At 42.5% G+C, this 23,581-nt stretch carries 16 protein-coding genes; 2 read left to right on the forward strand and 14 right to left on the reverse strand.

Annotation, left to right across the window (positions count from 1 at the left end; all coding sequences use genetic code 11):
* Positions 1-10: 10 nt before the first annotated feature.
* The 9 genes from H8S90_RS02935 to fucP all read right to left on the reverse strand — a co-directional run bounded on the left by H8S90_RS02935 (position 11) and on the right by fucP (position 12,235).
* Positions 11-1,759 (reverse strand): RagB/SusD family nutrient uptake outer membrane protein, encoded by a 1,749-nt coding sequence (locus H8S90_RS02935; protein WP_187341114.1) that lies wholly within the window; start codon positions 1,757-1,759, stop codon positions 11-13.
* 11 nt (positions 1,760-1,770) lie between these two features.
* Complete coding sequence (locus tag H8S90_RS02940; protein ID WP_255501781.1) at positions 1,771-4,959, reverse strand: TonB-dependent receptor; 3,189 nt, start codon at positions 4,957-4,959, stop codon at positions 1,771-1,773.
* 450 nt (positions 4,960-5,409) lie between these two features.
* Positions 5,410-6,201 carry an SDR family oxidoreductase gene (locus H8S90_RS02945; RefSeq protein WP_187341115.1) on the reverse strand — a complete coding sequence of 264 codons (792 nt, stop codon included), beginning with the start codon at positions 6,199-6,201 and terminating at the stop codon, positions 5,410-5,412.
* 81 nt (positions 6,202-6,282) lie between these two features.
* Positions 6,283-7,116, reverse strand: a complete 834-nt coding sequence (locus tag H8S90_RS02950; protein WP_187341116.1) for an amidohydrolase — start codon at positions 7,114-7,116, stop codon at positions 6,283-6,285.
* Positions 7,103-7,960 carry a fumarylacetoacetate hydrolase family protein gene (locus H8S90_RS02955; RefSeq protein WP_187341117.1) on the reverse strand — a complete coding sequence of 286 codons (858 nt, stop codon included), beginning with the start codon at positions 7,958-7,960 and terminating at the stop codon, positions 7,103-7,105. Before H8S90_RS02955 ends, H8S90_RS02950 begins: the two co-directional genes overlap by 14 nt.
* Before the next feature lie 93 nt (positions 7,961-8,053).
* Positions 8,054-8,818 (reverse strand): SDR family NAD(P)-dependent oxidoreductase, encoded by a 765-nt coding sequence (locus H8S90_RS02960; protein WP_187341118.1) that lies wholly within the window; start codon positions 8,816-8,818, stop codon positions 8,054-8,056.
* Positions 8,819-8,911: 93 nt separating this feature from the next.
* Positions 8,912-10,570 carry a UxaA family hydrolase gene (locus H8S90_RS02965; protein WP_187341119.1) on the reverse strand — a complete coding sequence of 553 codons (1,659 nt, stop codon included), beginning with the start codon at positions 10,568-10,570 and terminating at the stop codon, positions 8,912-8,914.
* Positions 10,571-10,606: 36 nt separating this feature from the next.
* Entirely contained in the window at positions 10,607-10,960 is a 354-nt protein-coding gene (locus H8S90_RS02970) for an L-rhamnose mutarotase (RefSeq protein WP_187341120.1), read from the reverse strand.
* A 12-nt stretch (positions 10,961-10,972) separates the two neighbouring features.
* Entirely contained in the window at positions 10,973-12,235 is a 1,263-nt protein-coding gene (gene fucP, locus H8S90_RS02975) for an L-fucose:H+ symporter permease (RefSeq protein ID WP_187341121.1), read from the reverse strand.
* Positions 12,236-12,504: 269 nt separating this feature from the next.
* Between fucP and H8S90_RS02980 the strand changes: the two genes are divergently transcribed.
* A complete protein-coding gene (locus tag H8S90_RS02980; RefSeq protein ID WP_187341122.1) occupies positions 12,505-13,380 on the forward strand; it encodes an AraC family transcriptional regulator in 876 nt (291 codons plus the stop codon).
* Positions 13,381-13,423: 43 nt separating this feature from the next.
* Here H8S90_RS02980 and H8S90_RS02985 read toward each other — a convergent pair whose 3' ends face one another.
* Positions 13,424-14,275: a sugar phosphate isomerase/epimerase gene (locus tag H8S90_RS02985; RefSeq protein ID WP_187341123.1), complete on the reverse strand. Its 852-nt coding sequence runs from the start codon at positions 14,273-14,275 to the stop codon at positions 13,424-13,426.
* Positions 14,276-14,296: 21 nt separating this feature from the next.
* A complete protein-coding gene (locus tag H8S90_RS02990; RefSeq protein ID WP_187341124.1) occupies positions 14,297-15,700 on the reverse strand; it encodes a putative oxidoreductase C-terminal domain-containing protein in 1,404 nt (467 codons plus the stop codon).
* A gap of 339 nt (positions 15,701-16,039) precedes the next feature.
* On the opposite strand from H8S90_RS02990, the gene H8S90_RS02995 reads away from it, so the two are divergent.
* Positions 16,040-17,047 carry a LacI family DNA-binding transcriptional regulator gene (locus H8S90_RS02995; protein ID WP_187341125.1) on the forward strand — a complete coding sequence of 336 codons (1,008 nt, stop codon included), beginning with the start codon at positions 16,040-16,042 and terminating at the stop codon, positions 17,045-17,047.
* 1 nt (position 17,048) lies between these two features.
* On the opposite strand, the gene H8S90_RS03000 is transcribed toward H8S90_RS02995, so the two are convergent.
* The 3 genes from H8S90_RS03000 to H8S90_RS03010 form a co-directional block, all read right to left on the reverse strand.
* Positions 17,049-17,999: a PmoA family protein gene (locus tag H8S90_RS03000; RefSeq protein ID WP_187341126.1), complete on the reverse strand. Its 951-nt coding sequence runs from the start codon at positions 17,997-17,999 to the stop codon at positions 17,049-17,051.
* A 75-nt stretch (positions 18,000-18,074) separates the two neighbouring features.
* Positions 18,075-19,925 (reverse strand): RagB/SusD family nutrient uptake outer membrane protein, encoded by a 1,851-nt coding sequence (locus H8S90_RS03005; protein WP_187341127.1) that lies wholly within the window; start codon positions 19,923-19,925, stop codon positions 18,075-18,077.
* Between the two features lie 20 nt (positions 19,926-19,945).
* Positions 19,946-23,089, reverse strand: a complete 3,144-nt coding sequence (locus tag H8S90_RS03010) for a SusC/RagA family TonB-linked outer membrane protein (RefSeq protein WP_187341128.1) — start codon at positions 23,087-23,089, stop codon at positions 19,946-19,948.
* Between the last annotated feature and the right edge of the window lie 492 nt (positions 23,090-23,581).

Consider the following 23,581-nt stretch of genomic DNA (forward strand, 5'->3'; position numbering starts at 1 on the left):
GATTGATTCTCTAGTATCCCGGATTTTGCTGATAAGCCCCTCTAGACCAGTTCATTTGTGCCTGTGGTATAGGTAAGAATTCATCTCTCCCGGCGGTAAAACGACCTTGGTTATACCAATCAAAGCGCGTCCGCTCTTTATTGATGAAAGCATTCATTACCGACTCCAGCAATCCCCAACGCATAAGATCAAAAAAGCGTCGACCTTCCATAGCAAACTCCAAGCGGTTCTCCCATATCAACGCCTCCCAGGCAAAATCTTTGGTCCAATTACAATTCAATCCAGGTTGATAAGTTTCCGCCCTATAGTCCATCCACAAACTTCCGTCAGGTTTCTGTAATCGCGGTGTGCTATTGGCAGCACGCGTCCTCACCCGGTTAATCAACGGCAGCGCCTCATTAAACCGATCGAGCTGAATTAATATTTCTGCTTTCCAAAGCAACACTTCAGCGTAACGAATAGCCTTTTCATTCAGTGCATTCATTACATAAAAGGGTCGAAAAATACAGTCACAATCGGGATGAACCTGCTCTTTTAATGAGTTAAAATATCCGTATTGAAAAGGTGCTCGGGATCCCGATTCTTCATATAAAAGATCATTATCATATTTAAAAGGGTAGCCCGGGATAGCTGCCGTATGACTTAATCTTGGATCAAATGCATGATCCTGAAAATACGCTTCGTATTGCGAGCCGGTCATTTCTGTATCATTATAATTCACAAAATCTGGCAGCCCGGTTTCGTCCGTTTTGAAAGCATTGATCATGGTATGCGAAACCTTATTGAAATCGCAACAGGTAAAATAAGGTGACCACCAAGGGGCATTCAGTTCATTTCCACGGTTAATACGGCCATCGGTTGTGCCGTCATCTATGGAATACTGGATTTCCCAAAGTGACTCCTTGGTATTATTATCAAAATCAATCATGAAATTATCTCCGAAATCAGGCTGTAAATCAAACTGGGCTCCGTCTTGTGCCATTACTGCATCGACATGGATTAAAGCCCTATTTAATGTTTCCTGGTTGATATTAATCACCTGATGTCGGTCGTTCTGTTCATAAGCCCTAAATAGCAAGGCTTTTGCCGCTAAAGCATGCGCTGCATATTTGGTAGGCCGGCCCCTTTCGGCTTGTGTCTCCGGCAAAGCAGCAGCGGCATCTTCAAAATTTTGGATAATCCAATCCCATATTGGAAGATCATTCGCCATATCATCCGGACGATTAGGGATTTGCTCTACCACCGCAGCATCGGTTGGCGTATTTTCGTCAATAATGGGAATATATTTCCACCGAAGTTTCATTCCGAGGTAAATCCATCCTCTTAAAAACTTCATTTCGGCAATACGTTGTTCTTTCATCGCAAATTCGGCTTCCTCTACCGTATTTAGCAAACGCAAAGCTGTATTGGCTCTACTAATGCCCACATAACCTCTGTACCAAGGCCCATCATTATTGCCTACATTCGGATTTACCCTTGTAAAGATTTCCATTTCATACCAGGGTGTTTGGTCATTCAAGCCCCCACCTCCTTTATAAGCGTCATCTGAACGTACACTTTGTATCCATGGATTATGCGTATCGCCAAATCCGAGCGACGGCATATGCGAGTACGCCGCTATTACGAAACTTTCCAACTGTTCCGGTTCTTCGGCCTGCGATTCGGAGAGCACGCCCTTAGGGTTCACTTCCAAAAAGTTTTGGCACCCTGTGACTAACAATAATAGGAACGATAGGTATTTAATCTTATAGCTATTCATAACGGTCAATTTTAAAAAGTTACATTTACTCCTACGAACATTGTCCTGGGCATTGGATATCCTGTCCCTGGGTTTTCAGGGTCGCCTCCAGTAAACTGATCATCACCCCAGAATTTTTTGATCATAAATAGATTCTGCGCGGAAGCATATAACCTGAGTCGGGTCATCTTCAATCGATCTGCCAATTGTTGCGGAAAATTATAGCCAATATCCAGTGTACGTAATTTTATATACGAGCCATTTTCAATGAAATAGGTCGATAGCCGCTTTTCGCCATTGGCATCACCACGTGACAATGCAGGAATATCAGAATTGGGATTTTGCGGTGTCCAGGCATCCAAAATGCGAGCCGGGTGGTTGCGATCATTCTGCACACCGATATTCCAAAAATCACTTAACTCCTTCCAGGTATTATGCACCTGATTGCCAAAGACCCCTTGCAAAAAGAACATAATATCAAAATTCTTGTAACGTGCTTCGAAGTTTAAGCCCGCCATCAGGTCAGGGTCGCTCACCCCTATCCAGGTTCTATCGTATACTTCGTTGATGACACCATCCCCATCTAAATCTTTATAGCGTATACGCCCCACCCCCTTTCCCGCTTGTTGGGCTGAATTATCCACTTCCTCCTGAGTTCTAAAAATGCCATCGGCTACTAGTCCATAGAAAGAATTTAGGGGTCGACCAATGATATCATCTAACAGCCCGTTACCTCCGTAGTTAAATTTCACATTATCCGGTACCGAGTTGATCTGGTTCTTAAAAGCCGAAAGATTAGTGGTAATCGTGTATGAAAAATCGTTTTTGGTATCTCCCCAGGTTAAAAGAAATTCCCAACCTTTATTGGTCATATCCGCCGCGTTCACCCAACGATATCCTCCCTCTCCAAGTGCAGCAATATATGGCGGTTCAAAGAGCATATCCGTTGTTTTTTTATTGAACCAATCAAAGGATCCCGACAAGCGATTATCCAAGAAAGCAAAATCAAGCCCAATGTTAGTCTGTGTCGTGGTTTCCCACCTTAAGTCGGGGTTGCCCAAACTATTTCTTCGATAACCGGATGGAATACTTCCAGATGGATTACCTCCTATAGCGTAAGAAGTACCATTAACATCTGGAACGTAGATATTCACCAAGCGGCCGACGTCCAGGGGTGCCGAATTCCCATTCTGTCCCCAGCTTGCTCTGATTTTTAAGTCGTTCAGGAAATCAACTTCCTTTAAAAAATTCTCCTCTTTTAATCGCCAGCCCGCAGAGAAGGCCGGGAATGTACCAAAGCGATTGTTTTCTCCAAATACCGAGGCTCCATCCCGACGGAAAGTAGCAGAAAATAAATATTTGGAACCAAAGGAATAGTTGATTTTACCAAAATAAGAAAGTATACTGCGTTCATCACCACCTCCGTTTAACTCTCTCCTTTCTCCTGTGGCCGTAGATAGGTAAGCATAGTCGCGATCTTCAAGCAAAATATCTTCCCTATAAGCGTCGAAGCTCTCATTGATGAAGCGATAAGCCTCCATTCCTCCGAGCATATCAATTTGGTGTTCACCTAGGCGAAGGTTGTATATCAACGTATTGGTCCAGGTTTGACCGATATCATGCCAGTTGTTCTGTGTTACCCCGTTCAGGCTGTTACTTTTTCCGCCCGCTTCTTCCCATCTACGTTGAATGGTTCGATCATACCACATGCTATAGTCAACCCCGTACTGCGTTTTAAAGCTTAGGTTGTCTAAAATTTTCAGATCGGCATAAGCTGTACCCAATACTTTCATGAAATTTGGAACATTATCCTTGTTCATCATCAGCCCACGAATAGGGTTATTAAAATCATCCATTCCCAGTGGCATGGCAACACCTCCCCAACCGCCGAGATTGTCATAAACCGGAATGTTCGGCGGCATCACCAAAAATTCGTAAGTACTGTTTACGTCGCGCATTCTAAGGTTGGTAAGCGTTAAATTCTCACCAATGGTTAAGCGGCCATCAAGCAATTTGTATTCGTTATTAAATCGAGCCGCAAGGCGTCTAAAGAAAGAGGTAATCTGTGTACCTTGATTATTATAATAATTAAGGGAGAATAAACTCGTAGATTTCTCCCCTCCACCGGTTATCGTTAACTGGTGATTTTGCTGAATCCCTGTACGGGTTCCCTCCTTAAACCAATTGGTATTGGTTGATGGCAGCGTTTGTGCATCATTCAGCCACGCTAAAGGGCTCACACTATTGAGCACAGGTACACCATTACTATCATAATTCCAATCGTAATTATAAAAGCGAATGGACCCCGGATCATTTCCGTCATTTACCGTAGCCTGCCAAAGTGCACGGCCATAACCTTCGGCATCTAACATGCGGGGAACACCATTGATTTTAGAAGCCCCAACATACGCTTCATAAGTTACCTGCGTTCCTCCTTGCCTACCTTTTCTGGTGTTCACCAAGATTACACCACCGGCAGCGCGCGCGCCATATATAGAAGCGGACGCCGCATCTTTTAATACTTGAATCGATTCAATATCGTTCGGGTTGATATCCCGTAAATTAATGGTTACCGGTTGACCGTCTAATACAACCAGCGCAGGAGCCGAATTTAGAGAGGTTACACCTCTTACTTGGATACCTACGTTCTCCGCGGGATTGCCGTCTGTTGTGATTCTAACCCCGGGGATCTTACCTTGCAGGGAACGCATCACATTGGCGCTGGGATTCTTCACAAAGTCCTCCCGCTTGACCATACTTACGGCTCCCGTAAGATCGGCCTTTTTTTGCGTCATGTACCCCGTAGAGACCACCACTTCTTCCAGCGCCGTATTGTCGTTTAGCAATTGTACATAATAGGTGTTCGCAGCGGTTAACGGTTGCTCGTTTGTTGCTTTACCTATATAGGTAAAAATAATATGGGTTGCAGCGAGGGGCAGCTCCAAAACGAACTGTCCCAAAGAGTCGGTTTGAGCACTATGCGTACCACCCTTTGCTCTAACACTCACTCCATTTAGTTTTTCCCCCAACTCGTCGGTTACTGTACCCGTAATTTTCCTTGTCTGCTGTGATGTCTGTGCCATTGCGGAAGAAGCAGCTAGCAGATTATAAATCATAAAAAGGATAAAAGACAAGGCACCAAGCATTTTTGGGATCTTTTTTCTTCCTCTACCGTATCTTTTCCATACTACGTAGAACTTCTTTAAGAAAGTTGATTTCATTTTTCATTTTTTGGTTAATGGTTAGTAATTAGTAACGCGTTACGAAACACGCTTAATCGTTTAAACAATTAGGTTGTAAAAACACTTCATGTCATTTTTTTGATCTTTCTTTTTTTGATTTTGTTGATTTTATGCTAATTTTTAACTATCCTCCACTTGTAAAAGCTTTCGTATTATGTAGTTTAATCGTTTAAGCAAGCTGTTTACAAAAATACTGTCTCACAGGATTAGCAAAGAAAAAATTGGTATTGGTTTATAATAGTACAATTATAAGCTTAATCGGTTAAGCAAACAAATTTATCCATCGATTTTTTATATCAAATATTCAACAAATTGTATCACACATGCAGCACACACGTTTAATAGACGATCTTAAAGGGGTTTGTAAAAGAACAGCCCCCAACAAACTCATCGTTTTGTCAGGGGCCGTTCTTTGCGATGCGTTCGGCCTTATCGATCAGCCGCAATTGAACGATCTAAATGTACATACCCGCCATCTACATGTATCAGTTGTCCGGTTGTATGCGATGATTTGCTTGAAAGCAAAAAGGCGGCCGTAGATGCTATTTCTTCCGCACTTGTCATCCTTTGACCTAATGGTATCCGGCTGGTTATCTCTTTAAGTGTAGCTTCCGGGTTTGGCAGCGTCTGGATCCAACTATCATATTGTGGTGTAGCACACTCCGCTACAACGATAGCATTAACCCTGATACCGTAGGGTAATAACTCTACGGCCCATTCACGGGTTAACGCATTTCTGCCGCCATTAGAAGCTGCATAGGCTGACGTTCCGCCCTGACCGGTTTCGGCCGTTTTTGAAGAGATGTTTAAAATGCTACCCTTTGTTTTCTTTAAAGCAGGTAAGGCAAAATGAGCCATCAAGTAGTAATGAATAAGACTGTTATGCAGTCCCTTCAGAAAATCTTCGTAATTACCGTTCTCTAAGCTTACCCCATCATTTAGCCCCGCATTATTAACTAATCCATCGATCTGGCCAAATTTATCCAGTACCTGTTCAACTGCCTGTTGGCAGGCGTCCGGCTCAGTTAATTCTGCCTGTACAGCGAACGCTTTACCTCCACTTGCTTCAATATCTTTTATCACCAGGGCATTGTCTCGTTCTTTTCTACCGATAATCACCGGCAAAGCCCCCTCTTCTGCCAAGGCAATGGCAATACTCCTTCCGATGCCTTTCGCGCCTCCGGTAACTATGATTATTTTGTCTTGAAGTTCTAAATTCATTTATGGTTATTATCTTATGGTATATACCTATTCTCTTATTAATGGATATAAAAATATAAACGCACATGAAATACCATCCGTTCAAAGTTTATAAAACCTGGTGGCATTTTTACTCCAGATCAGCGCTTGTTCATCTATTGATAAGTGTCGGATGTGCTCATCCACTATGGCCACGACCTCATTGTACTGTGCCGCTACTAAACACACCGGCCAATCAGAACCGAACATTAGACGTCGGGGACCAAAAGTTTCCAATAGATGATCGATATAAAATGTGAAATCAGCGACTGTCCAATTATGCCAGGAAGCTTCCGTTACCATACCGGATAACTTACAATACACGTTTTCATGTTTTGCCAACCGTTCCATCTGCGCGGCCCAAGGCTCCCGCTCCTGTTTGGCGATAAATGGTTTAGCGAGATGATCAATAACAAAACGCTGTTTGTCCCCAAACCGACTTACAAATTTAACAGTAGCATCCAATTGGTGGGGTTTTATTAAAATATCGTAAGATAAGTCAAGTTTCGACAACACACCGATTCCGTTAACAAAGGAAGGATTCAGCAAAAAGTTTGGATCGGTTTCTGCCTGAACGATATGCCGCACCCCCTTTAACTTAGATTTGTTATTAAATCGGGCCAATTTTTGCCCAACTGCTGGATCCATAAGGTCGACCCATCCAACGACTCCCTGGATAAAGCTTGTTTCTTCTGCCAGTTTTAACAAGAAATCTGTCTCTTCTTCTGATTGATCGGCCTGCACGGCGACACAAGCTTTCACGTTGTTTTCTTCGAAAACCGACACTAGATCGGCAGGCAGGAAATCGCGCTGGATAGCTGCCATCTCATCAGTTATCCACGTGTCCCTTTCTGCATTATATTGCCAAAAATGCTGGTGTGCATCAATGCGATCCATATGCTTTCACTACTTGTTTCGATGTCCCTAACCCTTCGGCTCCCAATTCCACAACATCTCCAGCTTTCAAATAAACAGGCGGATTAAATCCTAGGCCAACACCTGCCGGCGTACCTGTTGAGATCACATCTCCCGGTAAGAGCGTCATAAACTGACTGACGTAGGAAATAATATACGGAACATTAAATATTAGATTTTTAGTATTGCCGTCTTGCATAATCTGCCCATTTACGCTTAACCACAAACGCACATTATTGATATCTGCCACCTCATCTTTAGTTGCTAAGAAGGGACCAATAGGTGCAAACGTATCACAGCCCTTCCCTTTATCCCACGTGCCGCCACGTTCCAACTGATACTCCCTTTCAGACACATCATTATGAAGCACATAACCGGCTACATGTTCCATGGCATCGCGTTCTTCCACATAAGTAGCCTTTTTCCCGACAACGATACCAAACTCTACCTCCCAGTCTGTTTTTGTAGATCCTCTAGGAATGATAATATCATCGTTCGGCCCGGCTAAAGAAGTAGTAGACTTCATAAATATAATAGGCTCCTCCGGTATTTTGGCATTTGTTTCTGCAGCGTGATCGCTATAATTTAACCCTATGCAAACTATTTTAGACGGACGGGCGATAGGGCTTCCCAGTCGCTCTTCTGCCGAAATTTCGATCAAAGACTCCTGATTTGCCTTTACAAATTCTTCCAGTCGAAGCAGGCCATCCTCTTCAAAAAACTGCTCATTATAGTCGCCACCAAAAGCCGCAACGTCATAATTCTTTTCATTGATCTGCACACCTATTTTTTCTTGATTAGGTTTGCCATATCTTATTAGTTTCATGCCAGTTAAAAATTAAATATTTATAATAGCAGGCCACAAGATAAACCTTTAAAAAGTCATTATTCTTAAATCGGCCAACTATTGCTCAAAAAATTAATTATTCAATGTAATAAATCCACCGTCAATAGGATAGTCATTCCCCGTGATAAAGCCAGCCTCGTCTGAACACAAATACAATGCGAGTGAAGCAATTTCTTCCGGTTTCGCCATCCGACCAATCGGTTGGCTGGCCGCCAGTTTTGCAAACATTTCTTCCTCTTTGCCTGGGTAATTCTTAGCAATAAAGCCATCCACGAAAGGGGTATGCACTCGCGCCGGAGAGATACTGTTACAACGTATGCCATCTTTCAGGTAGTCGCGGGCTACGGAAAGCGTCATCGCATATATAGCTCCTTTACTCATAGAATAAGCAAAACGATCGGCCAACCCAACATGTGCAGCAATGGAAGCCATATTCAGAATAGCTCCGCCTCCCTGCTCTTTCATCAATGGTACCACACCGAATAAAGCATTATAAGCTCCCTTAACATTTACGTTGTACACCCGGTCGAAATCAGCCGTACCACAATTTTCCAAATTGCCCACATGAGCAATACCTGCATTATTTACTAAAACATCAATTCTATCAATACCCTCGATCACCTTAACTACATCCGCTTGTTCACTAACGTCTACACCATGGGCAAAAGCAGCTCCACCTGCTGCAATAATCTCCTTAGCTACAGCTTCTGCGGCTTCATGATTTAATTCTAAAATATGTACAATTGCTCCGCTTTGCCCAAACAATAAACTGATTGCCTTTCCGATCCCACTTCCCCCTCCTGTGATCAGGGCTGTTTTACCTGTTAATTTTAACATATTTATAAGATTTAGTTATGTTACTTTTTTGTAAATGAACATTTCTTATCATGAACTGTTGATACTGTTTACTATTTATACTACAGAACACCATTATAAAGATACACCTCTTCTCCAAGGTATAAAATCATCTTGCCCTAATTGAACAGCTTTTGGAATGATATTACCGCTGGCCACCTCTATTACATAATCCAAAATGCGCGCAGCATTTTCTTCGATTGTTTCTTCACCCTCGATGATTGTTCCGCAATTAATATCTATAATATCGGGCATGCGCTCGTAGGTCTTCGTATTTGTAGAAAGCTTAATCACCGGTGTTATGGGATTACCCGTTGGTGTGCCGAGCCCTGTTGTGAACAATACCACGTTCGCACCTGCTCCCACTTCAGCCGTTGTGCTTTCTACATCATTACCTGGAGTACAAAGCAGATTCAAACCCGGCTTATTGGCCAGACCTGGGTAATCTACTACTGCCGTCACTGGAGAAGAGCCTCCTTTTTTGGCTGCTCCAGCAGATTTTATTGCATCTGTAATCAGTCCGTCACGTATATTCCCGGGTGATGGATTTGCATAAAAACCACTGCCATCTTGTTCTGCCTTTGCATTATAGGTTTGCATAAGCTCCATAAACCGTAATGCTGTTTTTTCATCAACACATCGATCACTCAACTCTTGTTCTACCCCACACAGCTCCGGAAACTCTGCTAAAATCACTGATCCTCCCATTGTTACCAACATATCTGAAACATAACCTAATGCAGGGTTTGCAGATATACCCGAAAAACCATCGGAACCTCCGCATTCCAAACCTATACATAATTTATCTAAACCTGCTGGTCTGCGTTCCTGTTTATTTGCCGTCATTAAACCGGTAAAGGTATGTTTGAGTGCTTCCTGTAATAATATGTTCTCCGAACCTATCTTCTGTTGCTCGAAAATATACAATGGCTTATCAAAGTTTGGATCTCTCCGCATGATTTCCTTCTTTAAAATCGACGCTTGCGCATGCTGGCAACCCAAACTTAATATCGTAGCTCCAGCTACATTAGGATGCGTAATATATCCGGCCAACAAACCACATAATGCATCAGAATCCATACGCGTGCCACCACAGCCCATATCATGGTTTAGAAACTTAATGCCGTCTACATTGGTAAACAGTCTCTCCTGTTCACCGTCCTTATCAGTCGCTTTGAGATCAGCAGAAAGTATTTCCTCCATAGAGGCACCTGCTCTGTATAGGCTGATCAACTTATCGACCTCCGGCTCATAACTTCTAGCCCTCTTGAAACCTAATTTCTGTTCAAAGGCTTCTTTCATTACCAACACATTTCTATTCTCACAAAAGACCAAAGGGATTACCAGCCAGTAATTGGCGGTACCAACACTTCCATTACTTCTATGGTAACCCATAAACACTTTATCGGTAAAGGACGATACATCCGGTTGGCTCCATTGTATTTTACGTTTACCCAACTTAAAGGTATTAGCTGCATGATAAATGTTTTCGGTCGTAATAACTTCTCCCTTTTTCAGCGCTCTCTTCGTTTTCCCCACAAGCACACCATACATAAAAATTTCTTGCTCGTCAGCTAACTCACCTATGGTAAACTTATGTTTTGCAGCAACTGTTCCCGGTAAAACAATTGTTTTACCTTCGAACGTAATATGCTCGCCAGCGGCTAAATCTTGTAAAGCCACCAATACATTATCATTGGGGTGAATTTGTAAAATTTTTTGTTTATTGTTCATCTGTAAATAATCTTCATATATCGGTCAGATGGAGGCCTATCGGATAAACGAACTTTTTTTTGTCAGTTTAAAGATCTCCTCCATTAGCAGCCATTTTTCTCCCGCTTTCGCTTCCGGTAGCGGCTGTTGAAATTTCCACATCAAAGCCTCCCACTCCTGAACTTTAGCATTTGCACTGTCTCTCTTTCCTTTTTCCTCGAAACTGAAGTCATCTGCCACATCCATCGTCATAAACAACCTATTGCCTAGTCTATAAATACGCATATCTAGAATTCCCGCATCGATAATCGATTGTCTCACCTCCGGCCAAATCTGTTGATGGTAACGCTCGTACTCCGCTATCAAATCAGGATCGTCCTTTAAATCTAGCGTTAATGCATATGTTTTCATCAGTTATCTTATTTATATTTTTAATTTATACCCCTTCACCCCGTAATATAAAACCACTAAAAAGCACAGCAAAGGAACAATATATGCTATTTGTATACTCTGAACAGCCACCGAAACCAACCCCATCAGCACAGGAATAATAGCTCCCCCTATTATAGCCATTACCAAAAATGAAGAAGCTATTTTTGTTTCTTCATTGCTTAAGCCTTTTATTCCCAGCGAAAAAATAGTTGGGTACATAATTGACATAAAAAAAGGCACAGCAACCAAAGCGTACAAGGCAACATCCCCTGAACTAACAACGGCCAGCAAGCAAAGGAGCACACATAACAACCCATATACGGCCAACAAAGAAGCGGGCTTTACGTACTTCATGAGAAAGGTGCCGCTAAATCTTCCCAACATAAAACCAACCATTGCAACAGATCCGAATAAATATGCCGCGTTTTTTTCGCCCATATTGGCTACGTAATTGGCATATCGTATAAAGAAGCTACCGACGCCAACCTGGGCGCCTACGTAAAAGAACTGGCTAATTACCGCCCAGGTAAAATGGCTATATTTGAAAACTTTAAAGGAAAAATTCACACCAACGGTATGTGCGTCATTCACGCCTTCATCATCATCATTCCCTTCGGGTAGTCGTGTAAAAATAAATAGCAGCAGCAGTAATAATACAACGGCGGTTATCACCAAATAAGGTATTTTAACCGTATCAGCCTCTGATTGCAAGTAGTTATTCAAGGCCGTATCGCCCATTGCAGCTAATTCATCCGGACTATGCTCAATACCGGAAAGAATGAACTTACCCCCTAATATTGGCGCTACAACCGCGCCCAGTCCGTTAAAAGATTGTGCGAAATTTAATCGTTGTGTTGCATTCTCCTTATCTCCCAATATGGAAATATAGGGATTAGCCACTGTTTCTAAAAAAGTAGCCCCCGCCGCAATAACAAAAATGGCTGCCAAAAAAAACACATAACTTCTCTCCGAAGCGGCAGGAATAACCAGTAGAGCACCTAAAGCATACAAAATCAGACCCAATAGAATCCCTCTCTTATAACCATAACGCTGCATGTATAACCCGGCAGGAATCGCCACAACAAAATAGCTGATATAAGCAGATGTGTCAATTAACGATGACTGAAAATCGTCCAGTGAAAAAGCTTTTCTTAGATGTGGTATTAATATCGGGTTAAGATTATGCAACAATGCCCATAAAAAAAATAAGGAGGTTACAAGTATAACAGGTATCAGTGTGCTTTTTTTAGACATAAACATTTATTAGGTTTGATTTCAAAGCATAAACTTATTTACATTGGCAAGCCAATACAAAGTAAGGTATTTACGATACTAAATACCTTTGTAATTTTGGCTAATTATTCAGCTATTTTAGCATATATAACTTATATTTGCTCTATCGCTTGATTATACAACTTAATAAAGATGAACCGTCCATGTTTGAATTTCATTAGTATCTTAAAAAATGTAAATTTCAGGCAAGATAAGTTCCAGCTGACAAAAAAACGAATAACCATAAACAAATGAAACCTCAGTTATTAAAACTTAGCACTGCACCGGCACAATCATTTAGTGTACGACAGGATTTCGTCCCCTACATCAATAACAGGTGGCATTATCATTCCGAGGTAGAGCTTATTCATTTCTATAAAGGAAAAGGCACACAATTTATCGGTGATCAGATTAATCACTTCAATTCGGGAGATATCGTTTTAGTTGGCTCACAGTTACCCCATTATTGGCGTTTTGATGATCACTATTTCGATGAAAGTAACCAAGAACGGGCTGATGTACGTGTTGCGCATTTCAATGAATGTTTTTGGGGGAAAGAGTTTTTGGAGTTGCCCGAAAACCTGAACATCAAGCAACTACTTGATAAAGCACGGCTGGGTGTTCAAGTAACGGGGAGGGCAAAACATAAAGTGGCGGAGATTCTACAAGAATTACTGGATGCTGAAGGAACAAGACGGATTCTATTGCTCATTGAAGCATTAAACGCCATTGCTTCAGAATGTACCCATCAACAGATTTCTTCCATAGGTTTTCATCCAAATATGCAAGATGAGGAAAAAGGCCGGATCAATACTATTTTCGATTACACCTTAAGCCATTTTAAGCAAAAAATAAGCCTAGAAGACATCTCCGCCGTTGCAGGTATCAGTTCAAACTCTTTTTGTCGGTATTTTAAATCTAAAACGGGAAAAACCTATTCCAGATTTCTTTTAGAGATCAGGGTAGGTCATGCCTGTAAGCTACTGATAGAAAACAAGATGAGTGTTAAGCAATTATGTTACGAAAGTGGTTTCAATAATTTTGCCAGCTTCCATAAGTATTTTAAACAAATCACGGGAAAAAGCCCCTTGACTTATCAAAGGGCTTTCTTAAAAAAAGATAACTAAATTGCTTTTTTATGAGCATTTACTTTTGTAGATGAATTTAGTTTTATTTTGTTGCGTCGCAAACCCCTCTGAAGTAACCTACAGATTCTGCTATTCCTGCCAAGGGGTCTTTCATATCTTTTTCGTATTCTAAACTACATGAACCCTTGTAGTTTATTTTTCTAAGCATTTTGACGAATGCAGGTATATCAATTATACCTCGACCCAACTCACAGGTTGTTCCTTCAGCCTTTGCCTCAGTTACGTTCTTTAAATGCAAATCAAAAATCCGTTTACGATATTTTTGCAGATCTGCCACCGAATCGTGCCCATCGCGCTTATTATGCCCCATATCAAAACATATTCCAACCCGCTCGTCGAGGTTTTCAATTAGCTTATAAATAACCGACGCATTGGGATAAAGCTTATCCTCGGGGCCGTGATTATGAATCGCATAACGGATATTATGTTCTTTTGCCTTTTCCGAAACATAGGCCAAATCTTCGTGATTGGGTATACCAACAATTAAATCAACCCCAACCCGTTTGGCATAGTCAAAAGCATTGTCGATTTCTTCCTTGTTTTTTGTATAAATCGGTCCGACGCCATATCCCGTTACGTTGTATGACTTTAACTTCTCATGAAAAGCAGCTATCTGCTCCGCAGTGCTGTCATAAGGTAAATGAAAGTCTTTTATGCAGAGATAACGGACGTCTACCTTCTTCATCATCTCCAATGATTCGTCAAGATTAAAGTTAATAAAACTATACCCTGCGATTCCAAGCTTAAGGTCGTCTTCTAATGGTTTAGATGATCTATGCTCCGTTTCCTTTGCCAACAAATCAGGAACGTTTAACATGGTGCCAGCCAACGCACCTACTATGCTTTTTTGCAGAAAACTTCTTCGTGTGTTCATTATTGCTATTAATGTTTTTGTTTATTTTTCTTTTTTTGCCAAAGACAACGCTTTCGTTGTTATATAGTATTTGGTCAACATGTTTGGCACTTCCCAATCAGGCAGTTTATTATTTGCTAAATAGGAGAGGAAATTTTCCGTTACCTGTGCAAAGTGTTCTTCATGGCTAGTGGTTAGTTCCTGCGGGATGATCACTTTGTAGTTACCTTCTTTTAGTTGCTCCACAGCAATACCTTTATATTTTCCTTCGAGTGCCTTCACTGCCTCCGCCACCTGTAGGTTAAAATCATCACGATCACCGTCCCGGCTTGTTTCAATATACAATACCGGCTTATAATTTTCTTCTGCACCCTGTTTTATCACCAGATTCGCTTTCGTTCCACGCATAATAGAATAATGTGTATCACCAGTACCTTCCGGAGCTTCAAAATTCCATTTCACTAAAACCTTGGCATGGACACCTTTAATGGTATAATTTATTTCACCATTCGCATAGACACCCAGTTCATTCTTGTCGTTGACATTATTTTGGAATTCATCGGGATAGGTTTCATTGGTAGCTTTCTTAAACTCATCGGCCTTTAACCAAGTAGCCCATCTCTTTGCATTCAACAGCTCGATATCCTTTTCATAATTAATCACTTGATCAGGGAAACCTTCCCATTGTACCAAGTCTACCAAATGTGTAGTTACATCAACAATGCCTTCCCCCTGTTGGCTAACATCAAAAAACCAAGTAGGTCTGATCAACGGCTTGCCGGATACCGTCTTAAAGAAATGGTGAACACTTTCTTTGGTGATTGCCGGTTCTGCTAACGACCCTTTTTCCAGGGTACCGAAAAGCGATTCGATCTGCGAAAATTCTTTTTGCAAAGTGGCCGTAATTTCAAAACGTTCTGTCATGATATCGTATAATAACACGCCTTTCTCCTTTGCCTCAGCGAATGATTTTTCTAGTTCCCCAAACCCTTCCTCATCAATTGCCATCGGCTTGTCGGCCAAAACATTTAGTCCTGCATCAATTGATTGGTTGATGTAATCAATTTTCCGCTTATTGTTCCCGGCGAGGACAACCACATTACCCTTTCTATCCTCGAGCATCTTCGCTAAGAAATCATCTCCGGTATACACTTCTTCCTTCCAGTGGGTAGGGTTAGTGGCATCATTATTATAACCTTCAATAAGGTTTAGATGCGCTTTTAAATCGTTGTCTTCCGCTGGAGCGTACGCCTGTACCGTACTATTAACGCCAGGATACATTGATTTTTGCACCAAGGCAGCATGAAAATGACCAGGATCTAACGTGATTAGACTTATTTGTTCGTCCTGTCGACTATCTTCTTCTTTTTCTTGGTTGTTACACGCAGTCATCATAAGCCCAACTAACAAGGAGGCTGTTGTAATAAATTTGCTTTTAGTTATCATATTTTATTTTTCACATCAAATGCACTGTTTCAATAGGTTAAAAAATATTATAGGTAAATATTATATTTCCTTTTTAATATTCAGGTTAAATTTACATTTTTTCCGATGTTTCAAACATCAGTTTTCGTATATAACTATATCACCAATGCAATATGAGGTATTTTATAACGGTTCTTTTTTATACAATAATAGCCATCTCTCTACAATTTATTAACGGCTTTCCCATAAAAATTAACGACAACGATGTCGTAGAAAAATTGAAAAACATTTGCCATAAGTTTAAAAAACATATTAAAACCTCGTTATTTTGAAGCATTATTTACAAACCTATCTGCTACTATGTCTAATAGACCTACCACCATAAAGGATATTGCAAAGGCCTTGCGCATTTCGATATCAACCGTGTCCAAGGCACTTAATGACCATCCCAATATAGGTGCAACTACCAAGGAACGCGTATTAGCATTGGCTAAAAAATTAGATTACACGCCAAACAAGACGGCTATTCAATTCAAACAACAAAAAACCTTTACATTAGGCATTATTATACCCACTTTGCTCGATCACTTTTACACCATTGCTGTTAACGGCTTTGAAAAAATCGCCTCAGAAGCCAAATACAACGTGCTTATCGGTCAAAATCAAGAAAGCCTGCAACGCGAGCAAGAGCTGGTTTCTGTAATGCATAGCAACCGCATTGACGGCTTGCTTATCGCCATATCGAAAGAAACCGACAATATAGATCACCTGCGAAAACTCGAACGCTCAGGTATTCCTGTCGTCTTTTTTGCACGCAAGCCCGTCAATGAAAGCTTTTCCTGTGTCAGTAGTGACGTGTATCATGCAGCGACCGATGCTGTTTCACTCTTTACCGCAAAAGGCCATCACCGTATTGCTTTCATTAATGGCCCCAGTCATTGGGCAACCAGCAGAGATCGCTTTCTCGGTTATCGGGACGGTCTTTTGCAGCACAAAATCGCCATCGATCAACAACTCATTGAAGAAAGTGATTTGAGTACGCCCAATAACTATCAAGCGATTAGACGTCTCATGCAACTGTCCAGTCCTCCTACTGCGATACTACTATTCAAGGACTACCTGATGTTGGATGTAATGAGTTGCCTACGAAAGGAATTCCCCGAACAATATCCACACATTGAACTGATCGGATACGGTGCGCTGCCGCTATTTAGTCATTTTGAAAAACCGCCTCTGGCCTCTCTCAAAGAACAACCTTTTGAAATCGGGGAACAAGCCGGCGCTCTTCTGCTTGAAATGATTCAACATCCAGATCAAACATTTAGGCCTCAGCTTATTTCCCTACCTTGTAAATTACACCACTTTTAGTTTACTTCTTGCTATATTCCTGCCAATAAGCTTCGGCTTCATCAGCAGACAGCTCGCCGTCGAAAACGATTAACCGGTACTTTAGCTTATAACGCTGGCCAGGTAGTAGTACCCAATCTTTATTTTTAGACGGAGAGAAATTAAAAAAAACGTCGCCATCGCCATTCGTTCCCGGAGCCCAGATCCGGATAGGCTCCGGATGATTAAAATTGTCTGGATGAGACAAAAATAGAATCCCGGCATTATCGCCATCTGTCATTCCGGATACAATGGCCCAGCGTTCCAGAGAGCCATCTGCATCAGCACGTGTCTTCCCTGTAGATGTCAACGTCTTGCTGTTATTGTCATTCCACTGGTTTGTAGCCCGAAACCCTAAGCCTGCATAACGGTATGCTTTCATGGTAACCGTATCTTCTTCGGGCTTCAAGGTAGAGACTAAATCCAGACAATACCGCTTATCATCAATAGGACTCACCCTTGTTTCCCAATCTTCATTAAGAATATTAACTTCCCTATCCGGCTCCGGAATAATCAGATGATGCAAGCGTGCACTAAAGCCAACAGCATTACCCTTTGCTTTTTTCTTATTAAACTTTACATGATCCACGCGTCCCTTCCGATCGCCGATATTCCAGAGATCGTACATCTTGCCCTGATACTCGACATGTGTCCAGGGATTCCAGAGGCCGTAATGATGGTAATGATCTGGAGCCTGAATACGCGTGAGGGTTTTTCCAGCAATCGTATTCAAGGGATGGATAAAGCCACTTTTACCAAATACACTGTCGACTCCGGCAGGAGGGTATTTCATTTCATATTGGTAACCCAGCAGGTAATGCCCTTGTTTGTCTTGCAGCCTCAGCAGTCCATTTTCCTCTGTCAGCTGTTTTTCCTGCGCACCTGCATTTAAACACATTGCTAAAATTCCTATTAATATCCACTTGATCTTCATGCTTATTTCATTTATTAGGGTTCAAAGCTAAAGTAAAAAATATTTTATTCCTCTTCTATCGGTTCTTCAATAATTTCAGTCAAAGGGTATGGGTTCTTCGATAATCTCCGTTAAAGCCGGCACATTATTTTCGAAACCGGAGTACCCTTCGTTTTGATTGATCACCCCTTGCGTATTTCCATTAATTGCGCCAATCGGTACCGGCCATAGTACATGATACGGACTCATTGTGTAAGGTACACCGAAATTCGTTCTGACACCCTTATTATAAAAATCACTGACGGCCATTACCCGATCGTAGAAATAATTGTCCTGTGCAAAGGTTTCCATACTATATGATTTACCGCTTTCGGCCACTTTACCGGTCATTGCAAAAATGTAGGCGATACGGGTCAGCTCCGATTTACGCGGCTCTTCATAATACAATTCCCGGGTACGTTCATCCAATATCATACCCATATTCACATCCGCTGCTGTAATAGGCGTAGCCTGGGCGCGGTTCCGCACCGCATTGATGTCTGCTGCAGCGCTGGCCAGATCGCCTTTCCAAAAATGCGCTTCTGCACGGAGCAAAAAAGTTTCTGCAACGCGGAAAACATACCAGTCACTATTTCCCCCATCGGCAGGTATACGCTGCGGATCTTCCACATATAATTTATAATGCGGCCAGCTGAACCAATTCCGGATGGTATCATTCGTCAGTATGGTTCCGCGGTCGTTTCTAAATTGCATAGACTGCCCATAATAGGGATCAGTTCCTTTGAGCGAAGGTGCATTATATACCAGATCTTCCATATCCATCCAGTTCCCCGGCGCATGACGCAGATCGGTATCGTCCGTCCAAACCGTCTTTTGTGTATGCCATACCGGGCGCACACGGGCAATTCCTCTTCCATAAGCAGTTACCTGATCGATTTCTGCACCAGGTTGATCAGAGGTTGCCCGGTTTCCTGCAGGTGTAACATTACCGGTATTCCCCCAGTTCGGTAGCGCATTACGCATCGATCGGGTACCCCCACTAACATTCCCATCAATATTGATGCGATCAATGACCAACATCAACGCTTCCCTATTAGCCGACAAGGATTTATTTTCGGGACGATGTAAATCCCATACAATATTTCGTGTTGCATCGCTGGCATAAGCACCGAAACGTTCGGTCATCAAGGCGTAGGTTCCACCGTCGATCACATTGCTGGCCGACTGTATAGCATCATCAAATAAGCCTAGCGCTAAGTTCACTTTCGTTAATAAATGGCTCACGGCGCCTTTGGTTACCCTGCCTTTCACACCCCCATCAGGCACCCATTCCTGCGCAAATTCCAGATCTTCTTTCATCTTTTGCAGAATCACCTCTCGCTTGGTGCTGTAATAATCCAGTTTGGGCTCCTGTGGCTCTTCCAATATCAAAGGAATATCACCAAACTGTTGCGTCAATCGATAATAGCGGTAGGCCCGATAAAAATAAGCAGAACCCAATAATTGATTTTTTTCCTCTTCTGAGGCATAATCTTCCGGAAGATCAATATAAGTAATTGTCGTATTGGCATAACGAATAGCCCGGTATCCTTCCCGCCAGAACCAACCGATACGGTTTTCAAATTCGATGTTATCTAAATTGGCATCCGGCCGGATCACCAAATTTAGATCAATGGCTGGCCCCGGCTTATCCGTACTGCCCGAAACCGCAATATCCGAATATACCATTTCCGTAAGGAGAGGTGCGCCATCGCCATGGGTTTCAATACGCATATTCCGTTCACAGGCTACCAAGGTAGCCCATAGCCCTTCAGCAGACGAAAAGGTCTGCTCTGGTGTGTAAAAAGATAAGGGTCTGGGATCCAAAAACTCTCTTTTACAACTTGTTGCAAAGAGCAATAAGCCACTTAATCCGATATATATAATGTTTTTAAATTGTTTTTTCATCAGGATAATTTCTTTAATCATTATAATGTTAAATCCAAGCCAAAAGTGAAAAACCGCGGCGTCGGGCCTGCATACTCGTTAGGATCGGAATCATTCCATTCTGGATCCCAGAACTCCCACTGCTGCGCATACATGGCTGCATTGCGCACATTAAAATACACTCGCAGGTTTTGTACTTTATACCGGCTGATAATACTTTTGGGTAGATTGTACGCTATTGAAACATTATCCAAACGGATAAAGGAACGTTTTCGGTACACATTAAAACCTGTAGCACTTCCTTCACTGGAGCTGATCCGAGCCCATTCATTGGATGGATTGTCTGGTGTCCAGTATGGGTATTTATAGGAGTTCTGTCTGTCCGGAAAACCATCGCGGCTCTTCAATAAATTGAAGGGTTCAGAATGCCCCCAAAGCGAATACATCATGAAGGAGAAGGTGAAATTTTTATAGATCTGAAAATCATTCCGTAAAGACCAGCGGAATCGGGGTTCAGCAAAGCCGATAAATTGTTTATCGGCATTTGTAAAGCTCCCATCATCGTTCACATCCTCTAACTTATAATCACCGGGCTGCAAGCCGTAACGTGCCGCTTCTTCTTCTTCACCCAGCTGGTAAACTCCCTGTGCTTTCCAATCCCAGATCACATCGATGGGCTGCCCGATAAACCAACCGTTCTGTATATCATCCAATTCCTGACCGTTGGCATCTAGGTCGCCGTACAATTCCTGAATAGAGTTCCGATTGACCTGAAAGGTTGCTGTTGTCCGCCAGGAGAAGTTATCGCGTTGCATATTGTTCGAGTTCAAGGTTAATTCAATACCCCTATTACGCACTCTTCCCATATTACTCATGACCAAGTCAAATCCATTTACGTTGGGCAACCTTCTTTCAACCAATAAGTCAGTCGTGTTGGAAACGTAAGCCTCTAAGCTACCATCCAATCGGTTATTGAATAAGGCAAAATCTAAACCCAGGTTATAGGAAACGTTCCGCTCCCAACGCAAATTGCGGTTACGCATACGGTCTACCCACAACTGATTCACCTGTACCACCGTACCATCCGGCTGTACATGCAGATACTTCCCTGTCGTCAGATTTGCCAGGGCCACATACCGCCCGATGTCCCGGTTCCCGTTACTTCCCCACGAGAGCCTTAACTTTCCATAATTAAACCAATCGCTGTTGAAAAAGGCTTCATCGGAAAATACCCAACCTGCTGCTATGGAACCAAAGTTTGCGCGGGGATTGAGCTGTCCAAAGGCGGAATAACCGTCGCGACGGAAGGTACCCGTAAAGATGTAGCGATCTTTTAGCGTATAAACCAATCTCGCCATTAAAGCGTCTCCTGTGCTGTACTGGTCTCCGGTTCCATCCGGGCCATGGTCTAAAATGGGATTGATTCCTGTCGGCATACCGTGATAGCCCAGATCGTCATTCGGATCAAAGTTATCGGCCTGCATCCTACTTTCCCAGCGCTGGAATTTCTCTGCGTTCACCAAAAATGTCGCATCAAAACGGTGGATATCGTTAAAGGTCCTATTCCAGCTCAGGATATTATCCAGCTGCCAGTAATAGGTCTGCCGGTTGCGCCGATAGGCGCTTCCCCCAAAAGCGGCCCAACCTTCATGCGTAGATTTCTGATGGTTGTATTGTTCCAGAACCTCCAATTGCGGCGTAAAATTTGTTCGAAAACTGAACCCGAAGGGTAGATCAATTTTGGCAAATAATGTAGTGTTGAGTGAGTTTATCCTAAAAAGGTAGTCGCGATGAAATGCATCGTACCCCGGGTTTACTCCCCCATTTGGCTCCCCATTTGGTCGCCAGATCAGTTCTCCATCTGCGTTATATTGACTTCCCCAGGGCGATAAATTGGTAATATTGCCCCAGCCATAACCAATGGCACTTTCGTTTCGCGAAATAAACTGGGTACTCATGCCTACCTGCAAGAAATCCGTAATATTTGCTTCTATATTGGCGCGGGTCCGCAAGGTCTTAAATTGGTCGCCGGTAATAATCCCTTCATTATTCATATAACCTGCACCCAGGTAATAAGAAATATCCTTATTCCTGCCAGATACGCTAATGTTGTGATCCTGTCTCAGGCCATTCTGAAAGGCTACATCATACCAGTCAACCGATCTTCCTGCGAGGTAATTGTCTATTTCTACCGGCTGTAAGTTTAGGCGCCGCAACCAAGCACGTACCGGGTCGCCAGTGGAACCATCGTAATCCAGCCAATCATCGATGCTAATATCTGCTGGCAAAGTACGCGGATCATCAAAACGATAAGGCTGTGCGTTTCGGTTAATACTTTTCATGACATCCTGTCGCCAGGGCACAAAGGTCTCGGCGTCATGTACCGGTTGATTCACCGCCATGGTGGCCAAACCAATATTCGTACTGTAATTGATCATCGGCTTGCCTTCTTTTCCCTTTTTGGTAGTCACCAAAATCACCCCACTAGCCGATTTCGCACCGAAAACCGCCGCTGCACTGGCGTCTTTCAAGACGTCCACCGTTTCGATATCATTGGGATTAATATCCTCCCAGGCGCCGTAATAAATGGCTCCATCCAATACGATTAGCGGACTGGTATTGGCGTTCAAAGAATTTCGCCCCCTCAACTGCAGACTACCTCCACCTTTCGCATTACGATTGTAGCCTACACTCAAACCAGCCACATTTCCGCGCAGCATATCGCTCATCTGCGCCGGTGCTTCGTTTTGGATCACTTCACTGCGCACTTGCGATACCGCGCCGGTTAGATCCCGTTTCCGGGAAGTTCCGTATCCTACTACCACTACCTCATCGAGATTAGACACCTCGGCGGACAGATACACTTCGACTGAGTTTCGATTTCCCACATTGGCTTCCTGACTAATATAGCCAATAGAGGTGAATACCAGTGTGCCCTCGGGGTTCACATTGTTCAATACAAAAACACCATCTTCATTGGTGCTCACCCCGTTTTTTGTACCCTTTTCAACTACCCCGACCCCTGGGAGCGGTAGATTATCTGCCTGTGAATACACCACACCTTTGACAGTTATGGTCTGTTGCGCGTAAAGTACTGATGAAGAAAAAATTAGACACAGCATGATCCAAACATACCGTAGCGCATTTTTTTTCACATACGAAGTACTTCGTGTAGAAATGTTCATATAATTGGTCTCCTTCTTATTTTTACAGGGACATTGTCAGCAGCAATGCCTCCATAGGTTTATACTAAACTCATTTGGTTAATTATTCGAGAAGTAAAATTAGGAAGAGAACGTTCAGCTTAATCATTTTAGCTAACAACGTTGTTGTATTTAGTTAAAAAAGCAGCTTTCTGAACTTGTTCAAACGTTATACTTATTTATGTAAAGGAGATCACATCGAATCTATTGATCATGCCAAAGCTACCAAGTAGGTATAGGTTTCGTTCTGATGGAAAAACTATAAATGACTGTTTATTGACTTAGGCTGTGCTTAACCTGTGCTTAGCCGGCAAGTTTGCGGGAAAATTGTGGCAAAAATGCAGGGTCATTGTTGCAAGTTTCTTGTGTCAGTCTTGCAAGATTGTTAGGTCATCCTTGTGTCGCGCTAGCAAGATCCTTACAAGGAGGTGGCAAGAAGCTTGTAACACGCCCTTTGCAATTTTATAGTTATTT

Source organism: Olivibacter sp. SDN3 (assembly GCF_014334135.1).
In the GTDB taxonomy this organism is placed as follows: domain Bacteria; phylum Bacteroidota; class Bacteroidia; order Sphingobacteriales; family Sphingobacteriaceae; genus Olivibacter.